14 protein-coding genes and 1 pseudogene are annotated in these 18,261 nt (G+C 37.6%); 7 read left to right on the forward strand and 8 right to left on the reverse strand.

Features of this window, described 5'->3' with window-relative positions; translation table 11 throughout:
• Nucleotides 1–65: 65 nt before the first annotated feature.
• The 7 genes from AC0VZ5_RS11685 to AC0VZ5_RS11715 are packed head-to-tail and all read left to right on the forward strand — an operon-like array spanning nt 66 to nt 7,496.
• Entirely contained in the window at nt 66–1,793 is a 1,728-nt protein-coding gene (locus tag AC0VZ5_RS11685) for a hypothetical protein (protein WP_475472947.1), read from the forward strand.
• A 23-nt stretch (nt 1,794–1,816) separates the two neighbouring features.
• Entirely contained in the window at nt 1,817–3,001 is a 1,185-nt protein-coding gene (locus AC0VZ5_RS11690) for an N-acetyl sugar amidotransferase (protein WP_475472949.1), read from the forward strand.
• A complete protein-coding gene (hisH, locus tag AC0VZ5_RS11695) occupies nt 2,998–3,615 on the forward strand; it encodes an imidazole glycerol phosphate synthase subunit HisH (RefSeq protein ID WP_475472950.1) in 618 nt (205 codons plus the stop codon). Before AC0VZ5_RS11690 ends, hisH begins: the two co-directional genes overlap by 4 nt.
• Before the next feature lie 50 nt (nt 3,616–3,665).
• Nucleotides 3,666–4,427, forward strand: coding sequence for an imidazole glycerol phosphate synthase subunit HisF (gene hisF / locus AC0VZ5_RS11700; RefSeq protein WP_475472952.1), 762 nt, complete (start codon nt 3,666–3,668; stop codon nt 4,425–4,427).
• A 2-nt stretch (nt 4,428–4,429) separates the two neighbouring features.
• Entirely contained in the window at nt 4,430–5,503 is a 1,074-nt protein-coding gene (locus AC0VZ5_RS11705; protein ID WP_475472954.1) for a hypothetical protein, read from the forward strand.
• A gap of 5 nt (nt 5,504–5,508) precedes the next feature.
• A complete protein-coding gene (locus tag AC0VZ5_RS11710; RefSeq protein ID WP_475472956.1) occupies nt 5,509–6,915 on the forward strand; it encodes a DUF4910 domain-containing protein in 1,407 nt (468 codons plus the stop codon).
• Nucleotides 6,912–7,496, forward strand: coding sequence for a GNAT family N-acetyltransferase (locus tag AC0VZ5_RS11715; protein WP_475472957.1), 585 nt, complete (start codon nt 6,912–6,914; stop codon nt 7,494–7,496). The genes AC0VZ5_RS11710 and AC0VZ5_RS11715 overlap by 4 nt, the downstream gene beginning before the upstream one ends.
• Nucleotides 7,497–7,637: 141 nt before the next feature.
• Here AC0VZ5_RS11715 and AC0VZ5_RS11720 read toward each other — a convergent pair whose 3' ends face one another.
• The 8 genes and pseudogenes from AC0VZ5_RS11720 to flgK form a co-directional block, all read right to left on the reverse strand.
• On the reverse strand, nt 7,638–9,653 hold the full coding sequence (locus tag AC0VZ5_RS11720; protein ID WP_475472959.1) for a motility associated factor glycosyltransferase family protein: 2,016 nt from the start codon (nt 9,651–9,653) through the stop codon (nt 7,638–7,640).
• Between the two features lie 12 nt (nt 9,654–9,665).
• A complete protein-coding gene (fliD, locus tag AC0VZ5_RS11725) occupies nt 9,666–11,090 on the reverse strand; it encodes a flagellar filament capping protein FliD (RefSeq protein WP_475472960.1) in 1,425 nt (474 codons plus the stop codon).
• A 29-nt stretch (nt 11,091–11,119) separates the two neighbouring features.
• Nucleotides 11,120–11,506, reverse strand: coding sequence for a flagellar protein FlaG (locus tag AC0VZ5_RS11730; protein WP_475472962.1), 387 nt, complete (start codon nt 11,504–11,506; stop codon nt 11,120–11,122).
• 100 nt (nt 11,507–11,606) lie between these two features.
• On the reverse strand, nt 11,607–13,052 hold the full coding sequence (locus AC0VZ5_RS11735; RefSeq protein ID WP_475472964.1) for a flagellin: 1,446 nt from the start codon (nt 13,050–13,052) through the stop codon (nt 11,607–11,609).
• Between the two features lie 217 nt (nt 13,053–13,269).
• Nucleotides 13,270–13,890 (reverse strand): flagellin, encoded by a 621-nt coding sequence (locus AC0VZ5_RS11740; protein WP_475474758.1) that lies wholly within the window; start codon nt 13,888–13,890, stop codon nt 13,270–13,272.
• A 417-nt stretch (nt 13,891–14,307) separates the two neighbouring features.
• Nucleotides 14,308–14,718 (reverse strand): annotated as a pseudogene (locus AC0VZ5_RS11745) (flagellin N-terminal helical domain-containing protein); the annotation flags it as partial.
• A 274-nt stretch (nt 14,719–14,992) separates the two neighbouring features.
• On the reverse strand, nt 14,993–16,252 hold the full coding sequence (gene flgL, locus AC0VZ5_RS11750) for a flagellar hook-associated protein FlgL (RefSeq protein ID WP_475472966.1): 1,260 nt from the start codon (nt 16,250–16,252) through the stop codon (nt 14,993–14,995).
• A 2-nt stretch (nt 16,253–16,254) separates the two neighbouring features.
• The gene (flgK, locus tag AC0VZ5_RS11755) at nt 16,255–18,261 is read right to left on the reverse strand and encodes a flagellar hook-associated protein FlgK (protein ID WP_475472968.1); all 2,007 of its coding nucleotides are present in this window, start codon (nt 18,259–18,261) and stop codon (nt 16,255–16,257) included.

Consider the following 18,261-nt stretch of genomic DNA (forward strand, 5'->3'; position numbering starts at 1 on the left):
TGCAATTCATGGCATGATATTTGATTAATTTAACTAAGCAATGATAAACCATCATGGAGTCACTTTTGACAAAAGAACAATTAAATGCTGATTGGTACCTAGAATTGGCTACACAAGCCATCGATAATAAGTGTATAGAGCAAGCAGAATCTCATCTAACTTTAGCTTTAAAATTCCAAAATGATAATGTTAATGCCATAGTTACTTATGGAAATTTACTTATCAGTGAACGCCGTTTTATTGAAGCGCAAAGACTATTAGCGCGCGCCTATCATTTATTACCTAAAAACTTAGATATAATTTTAACCTATTACATGTCTTTACGTCGTCAGGGGTTAATTACCGAGTGCATTAAACTTTGTCTAACCGCACTTAAAGAGCACCCTAATAATCATTATTTAAAAAGTGAATTAGGTGTTGCACTTGTAATGTCTGGTAATATTGATGAAGCAATAGAGTTATCAGTTCAAGAGTTCGAACCAACCTTACGCTGGCAACAATGGGCTATTGTAGCAAACTTAGTGAAAAACAATAAAAAGGCGCTAGAGTTAATAGAATCGAGTATGCCATTTCTAGCCGATGTTGAAATATTTGCTCAGCAAGCAATTGAAGTGGTTGTTAATGAAAATGAAAGTAAGAAGGTAAGTCAACACTATCAAGATTTTACTTCAAGTACAGGCTACTGCAACCGACCTGTTTGGGCTTACTTTGAGCTAATCAGATATTGTAGATTACAAGATGAAGTTAACCTTTTTGAACATGATTCTGAAGTATCTCTAGCCTTAGATCCAGTACCTTATCGCCCAAGAGCAACAGGCAAAAGTAATATACTATTCAACGATAAAAAAATCGCAGTAGCAAAATCAACTTTTATACAACCAGTTATTGATCGCTGTTCATTACAAAAAAACATAAAAAAATTTAAAAGTTTGTGTAAAACGCTAATCAATGAAGGCGCTTTTGACCATTTCCGCGAAAATATTAGTACTATCAAAAAACGATATGCTCCAAATGTACCTGAGTTTGTTCAAGTAATGTCTACAGGCCGTTGCGGTACTTTAGCTTTATATGAGTTTCTTAAGAAATCAGATAAAGTCATTCCATACCATACAATGCAATCTCAACTTATCCCACCAGATAGAAACCACTTAATGTATCGAATTTTATCTGGCAACTTTGATAAAGATATTATTTCGACTCTTCTCTGTGCCTATTTAACAAATAGAGTGTCTGAAATTTGTTATGCCTATACCAAGCAACGTACACCAGTGATTATTAATCATTGGGATACTATTTTTGCGCCATTTCTCTGTGAGTTATTTCCATCAAGTAAATTTTTACACATTTGGAGAGCTGATGAAGATGTTTTTAAATCTATTCATGGAAAAAATCAATTTCAAAACGAGCAACTACGTCATTGTTTTTTTGATAATGATTTTACTCAAGGGCAATTCACTTGCTTTTTTGATTCAGATTTAACTATGCAGCAACAAATTGCTTGGTATTTATTTTTCACCAGGGAATACTCTTTAGCATTCAAAGAAACACTAATAGAAAACCGAATGTCATCTATGAAAAGTGAAGACTTATTTACAGGCGATATCACTAAGTTTAAAATATTACAATCGCTAATGCCTATTGATGATATTAGTGAAAGTAAATTTATAACCTCCTTTGCAAAACCGATAAATCAAAAAAAGAATAAGTTGCAAATAAACAGTGACTTACTCAGCCAGCAAGCGTCAGAAATCCAGCCCATAATAGAAAAACTAGAACGTACTGGAATTTTATAACTGCTAACCATACCGGAGTTAACATGCAAAAATGTGTAGCCTGCAATCTACCTGAAACTTACGAAACGATAGAGTTTGATGAAGAAGGTGTTTGTAATATTTGTCGACAAAAAGTATTCAAAGATGAAAAAATTGATTGGAAAAGACGAGCTGAAATGCTATCTCGAGTGATAGAAAAGCATCGTGGGAAATATGAATACGACTGTATTTTACCATTTTCAGGTGGGAAAGACTCAACTTACACTTTATGGTATTTGGTAAAACACTTTAATATTCGCCCTCTTGTTGTGCAGTTTAACCATGGCTTCATGCGAGATACTTTATTAGAGAATAATCGCCGAACATTTAAAAAGCTCGGTGTTGACGTTATTTCATTTACACCAAATTGGAAGCTGGTGAAACGGTTAATGCTTGAAGCTTTAGTACGAAAAGGTGACTTTTGTTGGCATTGTCATACCGGTATTTTTGCTTACCCTATGCACATTGCACTTAAATATAATGTTCCACTTATTTTTTGGGGAGAACCATCCTCAGAATATACTGCTTATTATGACTATGAAGATGATGAAATAGAGCAAGTTGATGAAACACGCTTTAATCGGTTTATTAATTTAGGGATTACAGCTGAAGATATGTACTCTATGATAAAAGATGATTATCAATGCGATCCCAGAGAGTTGACACCATATACTTACCCCAATCTAAGAGATTTAAAAAAACTAAAATACCAATCAGTGTGTTTAGGTTCCTACATACCATGGGATGTGAAAGCTAATACTAAAATAATAGAAAAAGAGTTAGGTTGGCGTGGTGATCAAGTTGAGGGCATGCCATGGGAAGAGTACCCATATGAAAAAATTGAATGCTCAATGCAAGGTATGCGTGATTATATAAAATATCTGAAACGAGGCTATAGCCGTGTAAGTCAAATGACTGCGCTTGATTTACGTAATGGCCGTATAGCCAAAGAACATGCAGATAAACTCATCGCAGATTATGAAGGACGTAAGCCCCCTTCACTAGATTTGTTCTTGGAGTATCTAGGGATCACCGAGGATCAATTTAACCACATAGTTGCAAAAACAGTTGTCCCCCCTTTTCAGCCAGACTTTAAAGGAATGGAATACGCACCAAAGACTAGCGATTTTGAACGCTGGTATCGAGAAGACCCGGAAGATAGAGGTATTATCGTTAAGAAATTATTATGATCGGAATTTTAAATATAGGTCTAGGTAACGTTCAGTCGGTATACAATGCAATTTATGAAAATGGGTATGATCCCATTTTCGTAAATAAGCCAGAAATGCTAACCGACTTAAGTCACTTTATATTACCAGGAGTTGGTAATTTTAAAGCAGTAACTCAACGCTTAGATCAGATGGGCTTTTTAACTGCTATCGATGATTTAATAGAGCGTGGCACTCCTACTTTAGGTATTTGTCTGGGTATGCAATTACTTGCTACTACTGGCTCAGAGGGAGGGAATATTAATGGCTTAAATGCTATTAATGCCAACGTATCGGCAATGATTCCCACAGAGAGTTATCGAGTTCCGCATGTTGGTTGGAATGAAGTGCACTTTACTCAAGCTCATCCTATATTTGACCAAATCAAAGATAAGAGAGATTTTTATTTTGTCCATAGTTACCATATGGAATGTGAAGATGAGGCCAATGTTATAGCAACTACTAATTACGGTCGTGATTTTGTTTGTGCCGTTGCGAATAAAAATACTATAGGTGTTCAATTTCATCCTGAAAAGAGTCAAAAAAATGGGATGAAACTCTTAGAAAACTTTTGCGAGTGGGATGGTTCGCTCTAACAAAAACATAGTTACATATGTAAAATAAAAAATCTTTATGGATGTAGAGTATGCTCAAAAAACGCATTATCCCTATTATGCAACTAATTGACGATAAACTTGTAAAGACTAAGCAATTTGATACATGGCGTGCGGTAGGCGATCCAATAAAAAGTGCAAGTGTCTATAACTCGCAATACACAGATGAGTTGGTTTTATTAAACATAAACAGAAAAAATAGAAGTATAGAACAACTCGCTCGGCTAATACCTGAAATTGCTAAAGTGAGCTTCATGCCATTGTCTGTCGGAGGTGGTATACGTAGTTTTAGCGATGCAGCTTACCTGATAAATCAAGGCGCTGATAAGGTCATTATAAACTCTAGCGCTTATAAAAACCCAGACCTGATTAATCAGATAGCAAGTGAATTTGGCCAACAGGCGATAATTATTAGCATTGATATAAAAATTGACGAGAATGGTGGCTACCGACTCTATTCACAATGTGGGAAGAAGCAAGAAGAGAGTTCATTAGCAAGCCATATTGCACAATGCCAAGCATCAGGAGCTGGGGAGTTTATGATCCAGTCTATTGAACATGATGGCATGATGGATGGCTTTAACATTCCGTTATTACAACAAGTTATGGAATTTGCTCATATCCCTATTATTGGCTGTAGTGGTTCGGGGACCTACCAGCATCTTCATGAAGCGTTTACTCAAACCAATATAAGTGCTTTAGGATGTGGTAGTCTATTTAACTTTTCTGACAGTAACCCTATCCGAGCTAAAAGCTATTTAACAAATTACGGTATTGCATTTAAAAAGGTTTAGTAATGTCATCATTGATAGGAAAAAAAGTTAACTTTTTATCATTAAAAAATATCGTCTTAATTGGGGGCGGAGATTTGATGGCAGTTAGCGCAAAAATTTTTAAAGAATTAAATTTTAACGTTACTATGATTGTTGCCACTCGCCACATAGACGAAAAGCTTGCACTTTCTAATAATACACTTGCTGACTATTGCAAAGAGCTGAGCATTAATCCACATGTAATTACTGATATTAATCTACTCACAAAAAAACAACTTAGCGCTATTATCCCTAAACACTCTCTTGCCCTGTGTTTTGGACCTGCTTGGGTTTTTAATAATCAAGTTTTGTCAGAATTTTTCTACGGTATGTTTAATATAAATGCTATTCCTATTCCGCATTACCTTGGGGGCGCACACTATACATGGCAACTACTAAATAAAAACATTGATGGCGGATGTTTTTTCCAACAAATAACCGACAAAGTGGATCAAGGTGATATTTTTGATCAGCTACGCTTTAATATTAGCCCAGATGCAAATACACCAAACCAATATTTTGCAGAAAATGTTAGACATGGGACATATTTCATCCATAGACTAGCAACAAAATTTATCGAAGGAAATGAGTTTATTCCTGTGCCTTATTCAGAATTAAATAAACACAGACTTTATTTTCCACGCCTGAGGACAGATAGACAAGCTTATATAAATTGGCACTGGACAGCACAAGAAATCGTCAGCTTTTGTCAAGGCTTTGACGAGCCATATTCAGGCGCCGCCAGCTTTATTAAAGGAATAAAGTTACGATTTAAAAAAGTGAGATTAATCACTCTGACAGATGAATACAATAATGAAATTCCTCCTATGCATCCTTTTTGTTCAGGATTAATTATTAGGATCTCTAATTCTGAAGTAAATAGCAGTATTATCGTCGCAGCTCGTGATGGCTTTATCGCGCTTGAAGAAGTCTCGTGTGAAGATAAGTGCTATAAGTCTTATCTTAAGGAGGGTATGCGTATTCATACTCCACAAAGTACTATTGACGACGCTATGTCATATGAAGTAACAATCGATGGACTAGGATTTAAGGATTAACTCAAATGAATGTGCTGCCCTTGGTCAAAAAACTTTTTCCTTTTAACTATTCAATTACAGGACAAGGTAACGACAATGCTATTCCACAATACCTAAGCGAATTGGATTTTGATGTACATGAGTACGCCTCAGGCCAATCGCTTAATGGTTGGTTTATTCCTCATAGTTGGCACATAAAAAAAGCAAAAATATATCACGAAAATAAAGTAGTCTATGATGCGGGCTTATCTCCACTTGGCTTAGCGACCCTATCACCGAGCTATACAGGAAAGTTATCACTCAATGAACTACAAGCACACTTAACCAGTAGTAAAGAGTTACCTGATGCGGTGCTATATCAATGGAAAAATTTATACCGTCCAAGAGAGGTTACCTGGGGAATATCTATACCTCACAGAGAAAGAATAAAACTGGAGGACGTTGAGTATCGCATTGAGATTGAAACCAAATCCACTCCTAGCACAATGAAAGTACTCGACTATTTATTGCCCGGCGAAAGTAAAGATACATTGGTTATTAATGGCCATAATTGTCACCCATTCCAAGCTAATGATGATATCTCTGGCTGCGCGGTTGCTATCAGAGTTATGCAAGCATTACAAAAAAGAACGACTTTAAAACCATTTAAATATAGCTATAGATTATTGATAGCTCCAGAGCTACATGGCCCGATGTTTTGGTTAAACGATATGGTTCAAGAAGAACAATCAAAAATAAAGGGATGTATTTTACTTAAATCTGTAGGTAATAAGGCAGCCATGCGCCTGCAAAATAGCTACTTAGGTAACCAGCCATTAGATGCTGCGGCAGAATCTACATTTAAAAATAAATATATTAATTTCGATCAAGGTGGATTTCGAAGCATCTATGGCAATGACGAAACGGTATTTGAGGCTCCACCCTATAATATTCCATGTATTTCATTAACTCGCTGGCCTTTTAGCGAATATCATAGCGATTTAGACACCCCTGAACTATTATCTGAGCAACACTTACAAGACTGTGTTGATACGGTAATAAATATAATTGAGAACTACGAAGTAATTGGCAATAAAACTTTACCTAATAAAAATAAAAAGCATAGTAATTCACTTTTTTATAGTAAAGAAATTTCAAACGATAAGTTCAACCAGTGCTACAAGATAAACTTTAATGGTTTGGTCTGTTTATCGGCTTATGGCCTTTATAAATCGATCCCTGAGGTCAGTAATACTGGTGTTGATTACAATAGTATCAATGGCCGTTGGAATAAGTTAATGAACTGCTTGCCTAGAGAGATAGATGACGACATGACAGTCAATGATTTATCAATAAAGTATGACCTACCTCGCCAAGAAATATACGAATATCTCAGGGAATGGGTAGAAAACAAGCTACTAATTCCAGCTAACTATTGGAAAAGACCAGTATGAAAAATAACAAAAAAACAACGGTAATATCAGAAGAGCTGCCTTTAATCTACCTTCAGTCAATTGAAGAAGATGACGTGAGCGATGAATACGTAAAATGGCTCAATGATCCTATCATCAACCAATATTTAGAAACTCGCCACTCTACTCAAGACTTGCAATCAATACTGGCTTATGTTCTCCATATTCAAGCTGACCCCAACGAACATTTATTCACTATACGCTTGAAAGAAAACAATAAACACGTAGGTAACATCAAAGTTGGTAATATTAATACTCACTACAATATCGCTGAGATTAGCCTGTTTATTGGAGATAAAACTGTTTGGGGTAAAGGCATTGCAACTCAAGCTATACAACTGATTTCTAGTTTTAGCATAAAAAAATTAAAGCTCAGAAAGCTAAATGCTGGTGCATATGAACAAAACGTTGCAAGTACAAAAGCTTTTTTAAACGCGGGCTACACCCGAGATGGTGTACTGAGAGATCATTATATTTTTAAAAATCAACCATGTGATTTAGTTCAAGTTTGCTTTTTTCAAGAGCAAGTAGATCAACTTCCAATAATAAAAATAAACGATTAAATTAAAAATGAGGTTGCTTCGTAGCTTAATCTCGTAATCTTCATAGTGGATTACATACTACAACTACTAACAACCTCATTTAACTAACCCTGAATTTCTAATATAAAAAACGGCAAATACAAGAAAACCTATAAACCCTCTTTAAACTTTGGCTGGCTGGTTATAGTTTTCAATAAACTCTAGATAAATACCTTTAATATGTTCATGAAACGCATCAATACATGCATTTATAAATTCAGTGCGTTTTTCTAAGTCATTGTAATAGTAGCTACTGGTCATAATATAGGCTTGAAAATACCTGAACGACCCCTGAGTTAGCCAGTAGACTACAATATCGTCAGCAGTGCTATTACGTAATGTAAGTAATATTTTATTCTGTAAATTAAACGCATCGGCGAGCTGCTCACGTGTCTCAAAATATTGAGAAGTAATAGACAACTGCTGCTCAAGAACATCTTTTGTTCTAGCTTTGATAGCTTCCATTTTATAGTTAACGTTACCAGCAGACAGCTGCTCTAAAGAGGTAGCCTTATTAAGTAGCGCATCTATTTTATCTTGCTTATTACTAATTGGCTTTATATCAGTAATATCTTCAATACGTTTTGGCTCAGTGTATCTGATAAAAGCACCATTGGCAGTATTAAACACTTTAACATTGAGATGCTTTTGAAGAAGTAACTCTAAGTTTCCTTTTGATGAGTCAAATATAGGTGTTGTAAAAACCTCTTCGGTAAAGTTACCTTTAACAATAAACGCACCTTCTATACCTTTTTCGATTCTTTTTTTATGCTTAAAGTCTTTATCAAAATATATACTATCTTTTGAATGGTGGTGCTTTTTAGATACGAACCCTAAGTCAGTACCAACCAAGTATACTTTGTCAAACCCTAACTCAATAGCGGTTGCAAGCGCGGTATTTGATACTGTAGGGTTACTATAGTCAGGGTAGGTAAACTGTTTTTTTGTGTCCAAAGCACGAATAAGACGACCGCCTGCATCATTAACTTTTGATAACAAATGCGCATTTTTAAAACGCTTTAAAATATTATCGTAAACAGTGTTTAACGCAATTATGTTTATTTTATTTAATTTAGCATTTAATTCAGAGGTACGATCAATCGATTCGATCCACTCTAACAACCTTGCTGTTCTTTCCATCTCAATATGAATATCTGGCTTGATATTATTTTTAAGCAAGGCTTTTAATGCTGTACCACAAGAAATTATAATTATGTCATCTTGATTGGCTTTTAAAAATTCAATTGCATCATCAAGAGATGGGCCATTGGCAACAATAAATACAGGATGATCACGCAAAGTGTTTTTTACTAATTCAGGCTTTTTCAACACTGGAAATTTTGCTTTTAGATTAGCTAAGGTATGGGATACACCAATAATTTCATCTTCAAAAAATCCCCACCCCGCGGCCCAGCGATGTCCAATCCCTTTAATATGCTCAATTGTTTTCTCAATCAACGGGCTATCGTAATGCTTGAAAAAAAGTATTTGACTGATATTAAAGTGACCCTGATTAAACAAAAACTTAGAGATTTCGTTAATCACTCCATCTTCACCACCAGATACGCGTATTGAAAACTGCCCGCCATTAGCAGTACATTTGTCAAAAAGCGGCTTTAATTCGATACAATGTAAAAGTGCATAAAAAGCATCTTTACTTGGCTCAAATAAAAACACATTAAGTACATCTTTTTTCTTGAGTAACTCTTCTATCTGATAGCCTAAGCCACCGCCTAAAAAGCAGATGAAGTCTAGGCGCTTCTCAGCAGCAGGGTTGTGTACTTTATTACCAGTCTCTGACGTGCGAACATTATAAATTGATTTTAAAAGCGCTGCATGTTCAAAAACAATGTTTGCGTCTTCTTGATGATTTAACTCATATTTAAAATAAAGCGGATTTTCTAAAAACTGAACAACTTGATGTTTTGCGAATTCTTTAGGCTCATCTTGATAAACAAATTCATTATTATTAAATAAGTTAGCATTGCCTGAAGAATCAATGGCTACACCGGTATCCGTGGGGGAATAGTCTTTAAATACTTCATATAAAGCAGGCATTTGCTCTTTTAAAAGAGCTAGGTTTGCAAGCAAGGTTGCTTGCAACATCATTTTTGTTAATTCTTGTTGATTAGCGTCCAAATTTCACTCCGCTTAACTTGATTTTTTAACCACCCCAGGAAGGTTAGCTAGTTGTTGTTGTAAATAGCTGCCTGTTGAATTTAAATTAGCTACTAGTAAATCCATTGCATTATATTGGCTATATAGTCGTTCTTCATACTTGGCCATACGAGTATTGAATTTTTCTACATCAGTTTCTAGCTTAGCTAGCTGCGACTCTCGACCTTCAATACGTGAACTAATTACACCATCAGAAGCTGTATAACCTTTAATAACAGTATCGAGCTGTGCAACAAAACCGCCTTTATCTTTTTCACCGACAAAAAAGGTTTGTAAGGCTTGAGGATCCTTTTCTATCGCAGCTTTTAATGCATCAGAATCAATACTTAATTTACCTGAACGCTCAGTTCTAATACCAAAATTAGCTAAAAAATCAGTGTTACCATTTCCCGTGCTAAATTCTGAGGTTAACAATGAGCGCACCTGATTAACAGACCCTCTTAATAAGGAGTCACCGGCAAGTGCCCCTACGCCCTCTTCAGCACTTGAACGTCCCAGCTGTTTTGATAAATCAATAAAGGCATTAAATTTGTCTACAAATGAGCTCAAGCCAGTTGTAATATTTTTATTATTTTCAGTTATAACAGCTTTACTTAAATCATCGTCAGTGCCATGCATTTTTTTTGCATTAATGGTGACGCCTTCAATAACATCTTTAAACTCATTAGTACTGCTTGAGGCCACAAGCGTACCATCTATTGTGATAGAGGCATCGGTTGCTGCAGTCACCTCATTTAAATTTTCGGCATACGTTGTTGATGTCGTATCACTATCATACGCCAAACGAGATAAACCCGAAAGATCCGTATTGCCACCATCACCAGTGTCATCGACAACAATTTTTATTGCATTTTCTGCTCCGGTTTCTTTACTCGACAATACTAATCGCTGACCGGTGTCATCAGTAATAATGGTGGCGTTTACAGAGTCATTATCAACTGAATCATTAATCGCATCACGAATATCGGCAAGCTTTGCTGTATCTGACACAGTAATATCAAAACTATCAGAACCAGAGCTGATCGTTAGCTTCCCCTCTCCCACCGCTTCATCGCCAGCTATAGCATCTGATGTTAGCTTATGGTTTTCAGCCAAACTATTAACTTTAATTGAGTAATTATTGGTTTGTGCATCTTTTTCAGAACTTAAAGTAACAAAATCATCACTACCACTAATTGTTCTCTTTTGAAACTCCTCGACAGAGGCTAGTGACTCTAATGAGCCATTTAGCTCCTCTAAAGACGCTTTTAGCGTGCCTACAGCAGATATATCAGTGGTGAAATTAGCTTGCTGTTTTGTTACTCGAGCTTGATAAGGGGATTTTTCAGCATTGACTAAAGCACTTACAATTTCGTTTACTTGAAGTCCTGAACCTATACCTGTAAATGAAATAGCCATAATTGTTACCCTCTTAAATTACTGAAAAACTAAACTTTAAAATCAACCAATACACCCGTGGCTTCTGCTAATTTAGCCACTATACCTAATACTTCTTCTGACGGATATTGCTTAACCAAGTCACCACTCTCTTTATCGATAACCTTGATTACATTACGGCCAGAGTCTTCATCTACTTTAAACTGAAGACTGCGGTTCATTTCGCCCATAAAGTCCTGCAATTGCTGTACCACCTTTTCTAGCTTTTCAGGTGATAACTCAGTTTCAGAGGCTTCGTTTCTACTTGCAGCAGTAGGAGTAGTTGTACTCTTCTGTTCATCAACATTTTGCTTAACTTGAGATGGGGCTTGATAACTTGAGGTAACCTCACCTTTTTGAGCTGAGTTGATATTTAGATTTAAACTTTGCGTTTCCATAATTCGCTCCTATTATAAAGCGATATAAAGCTTTATACCTATACAAGAAAGGAAGGGTTGCCCCTTCCTTAGTAGTTAAAGTATAGAGCTTATTGTTAAATTAACCTAATAAGCTAAGTGCTGCCTGTGGTAACTGGTTAGACTGAGCTAAGATTGTTGTACCAGCCTGTTGCATAATCTGGTTTTTCGTTAGCTTAGCTGTTTCTGCAGCGTAATCGGTATCTTGTATACGGCTTTTAGAAGCTGATACGTTTTCTGATACGTTTGAAAGGTTCGCTATAGTAAAGCCAAAGCGGTTTTGTACCGCACCTAAGTCTGCACGTTGCGCATCAATCTGAGCAAGAGCAGCATCGATTGCTTTAATTGCATCTTGTGCACCAGCTGAAGTCGCACCAGAGATATCCACAGACTCAACTGAAGTTAATGCACTTGAACCACCTGTAGATGCAATTGCAGCGGCACCTGTACCAAATAACTGATTAGCTGTTGTTCCAGAAATACCGATCTTGTCAGCAGAACTCAAGTTAAGCTCAGATGAAACACTAAGTGAACCGGCTGTACTAGCTACTGCTTGACCACCAATAGTGAAAGCACTTGTATCACCAGCGCCAGTAACATCAATACCATCAACATTTGTAGCTTTGAATGTGATTGAAGCTGCATCTTCATCATAAATAGCATCGTATCCATCAGCTTGCATATCATTTGCAAGACGCGCCATATCACCACCGTAGTCACCTAGGTCATATGAATCGATTGCATCGCCACCTTTTTTGATTTCTATAGTTGAACTACTACCTGGCTTAATACCGGCGATTGTTGTTTCAAGCTTCGCTTCTGCAACCACACCTGCGCCCGATGAGTTAATAGTATCAGCAATGGTCGCAGCACCTGTATCAGCGGCAACAACTACATCGGTTCCGTTAATACTTAAAGTATCGGCAGAAGTATCCATATTAGCTGCTAAAGCAACTGTTTGAACTACACCAAGTGACACAGTATCGCCGGCACTACCAGCACCTTTAATCTCGTTTGCACCGATAGCATCAGCTGATACGTCACGAAGGCTTACATTAATTGTTTCATTAGCGTTTGAACCCACTTGGAACTGCTTAGTACCAAATGAACCATCTAATAAGCTAGTACCACCAAATTTAGTTGTTTCTGCGATACGCGTTAATTCTTGTTGTAGTGCACCTACTTCTTTTTGAAGGGCCGCACGTGCATCAGCATCGTTTGAGCCATTTGCTGATTGTAGTGCTAGGTCACGCATACGTTGTAGAATGTTTGATGACTCTGTCATCGCACCCTCAGCGGTTTGCGACATTGAAATACCGTCATTAGCATTACGCTGAGCAACACCTAAACCATTAATTTGTGAAGATAGACGGTTAGCAATTTGCAGACCAGCCGCATCATCTTTCGCGCTGTTAATTTTCATACCAGATGAAAGACGTTGCATTGATGTGCCTAATGCATCGCTAGATTTTGATAAGTTTCTTTGTGCATTTATTGATGCAACGTTAGTATTTACTGATAAAGCCATGTTATAACTCCTGATTACTTTCGTAATGTAACTAATTGATTTTAACCAAGAGCCATCACAATAAAAACCTGTTCAAGCTCCGTTCTAATTAAGTTAACGGCTGTTATAAAATTACCTTTAGCTTTTTTTTTAAAAAAACAGTAAAAACTTTTAGTTGATTGAAATACAAACAAAAAAGCCAAGTATAAATACTTGGCTTTTTTAATTTTAATTATTATTAACCACCTAACAAGCTTAATGCAGCCTGTGGCAGCTGATTTGCTTGTGACAAAATAGTAGTACCTGCTTGTTGCATTATTTGGTTTTTAGTCAATGTCGCTGTTTCAAGCGCATAATCGGTATCTTGAATACGACTACGAGAAGCTGAGACGTTTTCAGATACGTTAGCAAGGTTGGCAATAGTAAAGCCAAAGCGGTTTTGAACCGCACCTAAGTCAGCTCGTTGTGCATCAATTTGCGCTAATGCTGCATCAATTGCTTTAATGGCGTCTTGTGCACCTTCTGAGGTCGCGCCTGAAATATCAACACTTTCAATACTTGTTAATGAGCTAGCCCCACCTGATGATTGTATTGCAGCAGCACCTGTACCAAATAACTGATTCGCAGTAGTACCTGAGATACCAATTTTATTTGCCGACGATAAGTTCAACTCCGCAGACACACTAAATGAGTTTGCTACTGTTGTTACTGCGGTACCACCTATAGTAAAGCCACTTGTATCAGTACCTGTGATATCAATACCATCAACATCAGTCGCTTTAAACGAAATTTCTTTAGTTGCAGGGTCGTAAATAGCATCATAACCAGCTTGCTGCATATCGGTAGTTAAACGTTCCATTCCACCGCCATAAGTGCCTAAGTCAAATGACTTCTCAACCACGCCATTTTTCTTAATTTCAATCACACCTTTACTGTCTGATGTTATCCCTGCAAAGGTAGTATCAATCTTAGCCTCTGCTACCACACCGGCGCCTGACTTGTTGATCGTATCTGCAATAACAGCCGCACCAGACCCACCAGCAATAACAATATCCGTACCATTAATATTAACCGTGTCCGCACTTGTACCATGGTTGGTTGCTAAGTTAACAGTTTGTACATCACCTAATGCTGTATTTGCTGCAGTAGCATTCGCAGGCCCTTTAATTTCATGTGCACCAATTGAGTCTGCTGCTACATTACGCAAGCTTACATTAATAGTTTCATTCGCATTTGCGCCCACTTGGAATTGTTTGGTACCAAATGTACCATCAAGTAAGCTGGTACCACCAAATTTGGTGGTGTCTGCGATACGAGTTAGCTCTTGCTGTAATGCACTTACTTCTTTTTGTAGGGATGCACGGTCAACTGCACTGTTCGAGCCATTCGCTGATTGCAGTGATAAGTCACGCATACGTTGTAAAATGTTTGCTGACTCTTGCATCGCACCTTCAGCAGTTTGCGCCATTGAAATACCATCGTTAGCATTACGCTGAGCTACTGTTAGACCATTTACCTGAGACGTTAGTCGGTTGGCAATTTGTAAACCTGCAGCATCGTCTTTTGCGCTATTAATGCGCAAACCAGATGATAGTCTCTGCATTGAAGTTTCAAGTGCCATGCTAGATTTAGATAGATTGCGTTGCCCATTAAGTGATGCAACATTTGTATTTACGCTTAAAGCCATTTTACCATCTCCTAGTTTCAATCAGAATGTGGTTCAAAATATTTAAGCAAAAACCACACTTTCTATAACCAGTTGAATGCATTAGTTGTGCCAACTAATAAAAAATAGTTAAGCAACTGTTTTTTAATAAATAAATAGCGTTTATTGATACTTAAAATCAGAAGTTAGCATTTTTTTGACAGGAGAAAAAAGGGGGTGACAGTTTTTTGCCGCTTCGTTAAGGCAAGTTATTACCTACTTTTCTCGTATAGTAATAACCTGCCTTGGATGGTATTTATAAATAATCAAATAATGAAAGTTTAGCCAAGCGACCAAAAGTCGCTTGTGAAGCCTGTAAACCAGACTCATGTTTAGTGAGATCGCTGATGGCTTCAGCGGCATCAATCTCAATTAGGCTAGATCTGTTTTCTTGATTATTAATATCTAGAGCACTGTTTGAGTCGGTAACACGCTCAACTACATTCATACGCCCACCTAAACCAGCCTGAGTAAACACAATTTGCTCACTAGCATTTTTAAGCTGAATTAAACCATCAGATAATGCTTGGTTAATTTGCGTTTCATCAAGTTGTTCGTCATTTAGGCTAATGATCAAATCTTCTAGCGTATTAAGTACATTTTCTTTGCCTGGTTTTTCAAGAGTAAAATCAAGCTGTCCTGGTGCTGCCCCCTCAAGTTGAATTTCCATACCTGCAAATTCAATCGGTTCATCGGTTACTTCACCCGTAACGGGTGGTACAAGAGGATTACCATCACGTAATATTTCATATTGATCTGGCGCTGAAGGGGTCGCCCCAGGGATCAAATTAACATTATAGGTATTGATCGTTGGAGAAATAAGCGGATCTGGGTCTGAGTTATAATTATCTTTATGAAAACGGTCAAACTCGCCTTGGTTTTCAACATAGACAGTTCCAGCGGTAATGCCGCCTGTTGGCGTTCCATCGTTTGAAACTACATCGAGTCGCGCATCAACTCGTTCAAATACATTGAAGCCATTATCGCTTGATTTGATCTCAACGCCTTTTGCGATCGTCACTTCGTGTTGGCCTTGATCGCCTTGATATTCGTATTTGCCATTGGTGCTATTAAATGTATAAGTTTGAATATCGTCTTGATAGCCAGAGAAAAGGTATTTCCCTCCTTCAGATTGACTATTCATTAAGTTAAGCAGTGATTTTTGCAGTTCTTTTAATTCACTGGCAACTGAAGCCAAATCACCTTTATCTAACGAACCGTTGCCCGCTCGTATAGTTAACATTTGCGCTTCTAAAATAGTGTCGTTCATACCTTGCAATAAACTTTCTTCGGTTTCTAAACGCCCTTTTAGCTGATTAATATTCTTCGTCAGCTGCTCATTAGTTTCTATTTTATTGGTGTACAACATACCTTGTGAAATAGCAGCAGGGTTTTCAGAGGTACTCAAATATTTTTGACCTGTATTAACGCGCTCCTGCGCACCAGCTACATTTTGTTGATTCTCAAGTATTTTATTAATGTTATTTTGATACATTAAATTATTTGATAAACGCATAATTACCTCGCCGCACTCAATAAGGTGTCAAAAATAGCTCTCGCTGCAGTTAATACTTGTGCAGAAGCAGCATAGGATTGCTGGAAGCGCAGCAAATTAGCCGCCTCTTCATCTAAGTTTACGCCCGACAACGATTCGTACCAGGCTTCTGATTGTTGTGCTAAAGCATCAAATGCAGCACCATTGGTTTTTGCTTGACTGGTTACCACACCAACATCGGTGACTAATCCAGCATAGGCCTGATTCAATGTTTTATGATTATCAGCTGATGCGCTCGCTACTACATTTTGACGTACTAAATCGGTATTCTGTAAGTCAGCAAGTTTTTGGCCGTTGCGGTTATCATCAAAACCGCCCTCATTAAATTCTAAATTAAAGGTATCGCCCATTGCTGGTACGCCTTCAATATTAAAGTCAAAACCATAACCATCGTATGGTGCACCGGCTTGAGCGAGTATATTGTTAGCAGGCGGTGTAACTGTAAACGTAGTTGTGCCATTACCATCAGTAAGTTGATATTCGTTAGCATTGGCTGTTTTAACAATGCTAATAGGGCCATTTGCTAAACCCAAAGGATTACTAAAGCTGCCAGTGGTTACATCGGTAACATTACCCGGTGAAATAGTCCCTGTACCTGTATTATCAAGGCCGTCTGATGTTCTAATTGGGGAGGCCAATGCAATGTCCTCACCTCGACCTGTTGTCAACGATATATTGCCAGCCGCGCCACTATTAAGTTTTACCTGAAATTGGTCACCGGCATTACCGGCTCCCGTTATATTAAGCTCTAAGCCAAACGCCTCTCCGCTGGTAATAGCAGCTGAATCGATAATGCCACTGGGTGGGATAATTGCTAAAGAGGCTGTACCTAAAGGTTCACCTTTATTATCAATTGGCTGAATACTTACTTCGTTAGGGTTCCCCGTATAGGTGATCACAAAATCACTGGCTGGCAGATCACTGCCTTTACCTGCCTCAACGGTTGCTGACATATTAGCTGTTCCGGTGTTTGCTTGATAAACAAAAGCACTGACCGTTGGGATATCAAAAATATCCCCTCCGAGCTCACCGTTTGCATCCATACCTAGACGGTTTTGCTGATTAAACGAATCAGCAAGCGCAATACCCATCTGGCCTATTTGATTTTGTGCCGGCACCAAAATATCGTCTCTAAATGCTAATAAACCGCCAATTTTACCTTTGAGTTTAGTAGGGTCTATATCGAGTGGCACAGCCTTACCGCCATTTACATCTAAACGTAGCTCTTTAAAGTTAGCATCAGGATCGCCACTAATAGAAAACAAGTTAAATGACCCATTTTGCATAACAACGGCTTCGCCTGTGCCCATAAACACTTGTTTTTCACCATTAGGGCCATCAAGTGTTTCTATATCAATTAGCTCAGATAAATCACGTATTGCTTTATCACGCTCATTATAAGCAGAGCTCGCATCAGCTTCGTTCTTGGTACCATGAACACCTGCAATTTCTTGGTTCAACGAACTAATACTTTCGATTAACGTATTCGCCTCTTCTGAAAAAATCTCTAATTGCTCATTAACCACCGCTTTTTGCTCTGAAACGATGCCTGCAAGCCGATCCATTTGGTCAATCAGGTTTTGTGCATCACTCATCACCAATGAACGAGCAACTGTTGATGACGGTTGATTAAGGGCTTCTTGCACGTTATTAAACATTGAGTTGATACTAGTTGATAAGCTGTTTGATTTTTCTGAAAAAATTTGATCAACCCGACTCGCTTCACTAACAAATTGATCAAAAAAACTTTTATTTGAAGTATCTCGATTTAATTGCTTTTGCGCAAACTCATTCAATAACCGGTACGTTTGGCCACGGCCTACCTGATTATCAATCATGGTGGTAAACTCGGTGCGCTCACGTATATACCCTTCGGTATTAACATTTGCGATGTTTTTACTTGTCGTTTGCAATAACTCAGAGTTTGCTCTTATTCCTGAATTAGCAATGTTTAATAAATTAAACGACAT

The sequence above is a fragment of the Pseudoalteromonas sp. QJM3NY_12 genome (genome assembly GCF_056173165.1).

What these genes read in the sequence shown, in the direction of transcription:
- AC0VZ5_RS11705 (WP_475472954.1), top strand. Translation starts at nt 4,430, where the DNA reads ATGTCATCATTGATAGGAAAAAAAGTTAACTTTTTATCATTAAAAAAT.
- AC0VZ5_RS11710 (WP_475472956.1), top strand. Translation starts at nt 5,509, where the DNA reads ATGAATGTGCTGCCCTTGGTCAAAAAACTTTTTCCTTTTAACTATTCA.
- fliD (WP_475472960.1), bottom strand. Translation starts at nt 11,090, where the DNA reads ATGGCTATTTCATTTACAGGTATAGGTTCAGGACTTCAAGTAAACGAA.
- hisF (WP_475472952.1), top strand. Translation starts at nt 3,666, where the DNA reads ATGCTCAAAAAACGCATTATCCCTATTATGCAACTAATTGACGATAAA.
- flgK (WP_475472968.1), bottom strand. Translation starts at nt 18,261, where the DNA reads ATGTCGTTTAATTTATTAAACATTGCTAATTCAGGAATAAGAGCAAAC.
- AC0VZ5_RS11715 (WP_475472957.1), top strand. Translation starts at nt 6,912, where the DNA reads ATGAAAAATAACAAAAAAACAACGGTAATATCAGAAGAGCTGCCTTTA.
- AC0VZ5_RS11740 (WP_475474758.1), bottom strand. Translation starts at nt 13,890, where the DNA reads ATGGAACGTTTAACTACCGATATGCAGCAAGCTGGTTATGATGCTATT.
- hisH (WP_475472950.1), top strand. Translation starts at nt 2,998, where the DNA reads ATGATCGGAATTTTAAATATAGGTCTAGGTAACGTTCAGTCGGTATAC.
- AC0VZ5_RS11690 (WP_475472949.1), top strand. Translation starts at nt 1,817, where the DNA reads ATGCAAAAATGTGTAGCCTGCAATCTACCTGAAACTTACGAAACGATA.
- AC0VZ5_RS11730 (WP_475472962.1), bottom strand. Translation starts at nt 11,506, where the DNA reads ATGGAAACGCAAAGTTTAAATCTAAATATCAACTCAGCTCAAAAAGGT.
- AC0VZ5_RS11735 (WP_475472964.1), bottom strand. Translation starts at nt 13,052, where the DNA reads ATGGCTTTATCAGTAAATACTAACGTTGCATCAATAAATGCACAAAGA.
- flgL (WP_475472966.1), bottom strand. Translation starts at nt 16,252, where the DNA reads ATGCGTTTATCAAATAATTTAATGTATCAAAATAACATTAATAAAATA.